The sequence below is a fragment of the Staphylococcus sp. GDX8P80P genome, from assembly GCF_017893095.1.
Taxonomy (GTDB): Bacteria; Bacillota; Bacilli; order Staphylococcales; family Staphylococcaceae; genus Staphylococcus; species Staphylococcus borealis.
In genome coordinates this window covers 1-2514 of record NZ_JAESMI010000072.1, presented here as the reverse complement: position 1 = coordinate 2514, position 2514 = coordinate 1, and the positions used below count along the sequence as shown (strand labels likewise).

Annotated in this window: 3 protein-coding genes and 1 pseudogene; 1 reads left to right on the top strand and 3 read right to left on the bottom strand. The window is 34.0% G+C overall.

What is annotated here, in order from left to right; all coding sequences use genetic code 11:
• Positions 1–187 (top strand): annotated as a pseudogene (locus tag KA858_RS12850) (hypothetical protein); the annotation flags it as partial.
• Positions 188–419: 232 nt separating this feature from the next.
• Here KA858_RS12850 and KA858_RS06795 read toward each other — a convergent pair.
• Genes KA858_RS06795 through racE form a run of 3 tightly spaced genes read right to left on the bottom strand, consistent with a single transcriptional unit; the run spans position 420 to position 2326 of the window.
• Positions 420–929 carry a YfcE family phosphodiesterase gene (locus KA858_RS06795; protein ID WP_210135323.1) on the bottom strand — a complete coding sequence of 170 codons (510 nt, stop codon included), beginning with the start codon at positions 927–929 and terminating at the stop codon, positions 420–422.
• The gene (locus KA858_RS06790) at positions 926–1510 is read right to left on the bottom strand and encodes an XTP/dITP diphosphatase (RefSeq protein WP_210135322.1); all 585 of its coding nucleotides are present in this window, start codon (positions 1508–1510) and stop codon (positions 926–928) included. Before KA858_RS06790 ends, KA858_RS06795 begins: the two co-directional genes overlap by 4 nt.
• A gap of 15 nt (positions 1511–1525) precedes the next feature.
• Entirely contained in the window at positions 1526–2326 is an 801-nt protein-coding gene (racE, locus tag KA858_RS06785; protein ID WP_107629882.1) for a glutamate racemase, read from the bottom strand.
• Between the last annotated feature and the right edge of the window lie 188 nt (positions 2327–2514).

Sequence of the window (2514 nt, the reverse complement as noted above, 5' to 3'; positions counted from 1 at the left end):
AATGGCACTTAATATAAGAAAAGTAGTAGCTCAACGAGCTGAAAATAATTAAAAAATTTATAAAAAAGACAATTTCTATATTATTTCAATAGAAATTGTCTTTTTTTCACTTATCCAAGAACTTTATGTCCCGGACTCTTTTTATATTATTAAAATATACGTTTCAAAAATTTTGACACGTGCTTAACACTTTTATATCTGCTTTTTCTAATTTATCAAGCCTCAATATGATTTAAAACGTAAGTACTAAATTAATAATTGAATGCAACAATGCGCTTATTACTAGATAAAGTGCCAAAGTGGTTCGTTTTTACTTCTCATTTTAATACCTTCACCCTACATGACTTATATAAGTTGAATTCTGTCCTATATAATAATCAAAACACTTAGGCAACGACTTTTGCCTAAGTGTTTCTTTGCTAAATTTCAAATTCTATTGTTTCTATAATACGGTTGTCACGATTTCTAAAGTTTAAAATCGCATTCATATTTTGTTCATCGATGAGGAGTTCTGCAAATGTTTCTTCAATATTACTGCGTGACTGCGATATACTGCCTGGGTTAATAACGTGTACACCACTAAAGTGTTCATATTTTGCGACATGAGTATGACCATAGAAAGCAAATTGACATCCAAGTGATTTAGCCTTCTCAGCTAAGTGCATGCGCGTTTGATTAACTGAATATAAATGGCCATGTGTATAAAAGGCTTTAATACCTTTAGCTTCCACAACTTCCTCATTTGGAAATTCAGGATAAAAGTCACAATTTCCTTTTACTCTTTTAAATAGACTTAACTCTGTGTCATTGTATTCGAATTCAGAGTCACCTAAATGTAGTAACATTTCAGCGTCTTTATGTGATTCATAAATATGGTATAAAATACCAGGTTCTGTATGATTGTCACTGACGATAAGCCACTTTGTCATATTGATTCACTCTCCAAATAAGCATTTAATTTCTTAATTGCATTACCTCTATGACTAATTTCACTTTTTTCTGTTGTTGTGAGTTGTGCCATGGTTTTACCTTTTTCAGGAACATAAAATACAGGATCATATCCGAAACCATGCTCACCTTGTCTCTCCGTCGTAATTACACCTGATACTGTTCCTTTGAAAGTTTGCGTCGGCTCATTAGGTGCACTCATACTAATGACACAAACAAATTGTGCCTCGCGCTGTTCAATACCATCTAAATTCTTTAATAATTTATCAATATTAGCATCATCGCTGTTGTCTAGACCGGCATATCGAGCTGAATAGACACCTGGTTCTCCATTTAACGCAAATACTTCTAATCCACTGTCATCTGCGATAACACGTTTATTTAACACTTTTGCAGCTTCTTCTGACTTTAACCGTGCATTTTCTTCAAAAGTTGTTCCAGTTTCCTCTACATCGAAATCTGCGATGAGCTCTGATATACCTATCACATTATCGTGGGGAAAGATAGATTTAAAGTCATTAATTTTACCTTTATTGTTTGTAGCGATTACGATATCTGCCATTATAATTCCTCCTCACTAAGCATCTACACTGATGCGCTCAACTTCAACATCTAATTTTAACCATTGCAAAATTATATTTTTAATATGTACTGTATCTCCAGTAGCAAAGAATCGATGCTCTGGATGGCGGGTATAACTCGCGTGTTCATTACTAAACGTTAATAAAGCACTTACTTCACGCGCTGTCTCTAGTCCAGAGGAAATAACTTTCTTCTCTCCTCCAAAGTAATCATTAATTGGTTTATATAACAATGGATAGTGTGTGCAACCTAAGATTATTGTATCTGCATCTGTATTTCTCCATTGTTTTAACGTTTGATGAATGACAATACTTGTAATGGTAGGATCATTGTAGCGCATTTGTTCAACTAACGGGACGAAACCAGGACAAGCTACGCCATATACATGCACATTAGGATTAATGCGTTTAATATGATGTCTGTACGCTTCAGATTTTATTGTCCCTTCTGTCCCAAGAACTAAAACGTTTTGATTCTTAGTTGTCATAATAGCTGTTCTGGAGCCTGGCTCAATAACCCCAATAACAGGAATAGGCAACACTTGTTGCAAATATTCTAATGCAACAGCAGTCGCAGTATTACACGCTATAACTAGCATTTTGATATCAAACTGCATTAGTTTGTTAGCAAGTTGTGTAGTAAATGCTTTTACTTCATCTCCAGGTCTTGGACCATACGGACATCTTGCAATGTCTCCTAAATAATATATTGTCTCATTAGGTAATTGACGCATAATTTCTTTTGCTACAGTCAAACCACCTACGCCTGAATCTATAACACCAATTGGTTTATTCATTTTCATTCATCCTTATAACACATAGTATAGTTATTTTACCATATACATGTTGAGAGTTTGACTAATCCGATTGAGTAAACGTTTTTACACATTTAAATGACAACAAAAAAGTAAGGGGTAGGACATAATTCTTTTTGAATTCATTTCCCTACCCCTTACATATGACTAGAACTGAGAAAAGTTTGATT

Excerpts from the sequence above, each read along its gene's own strand:
- KA858_RS06795 (WP_210135323.1), bottom strand. The coding sequence starts at position 929 with ATGACAAAGTGGCTTATCGTCAGTGACAATCATACAGAACCTGGTATT.
- KA858_RS06790 (WP_210135322.1), bottom strand. The coding sequence starts at position 1,510 with ATGGCAGATATCGTAATCGCTACAAACAATAAAGGTAAAATTAATGAC.
- racE (WP_107629882.1), bottom strand. The coding sequence starts at position 2,326 with ATGAATAAACCAATTGGTGTTATAGATTCAGGCGTAGGTGGTTTGACT.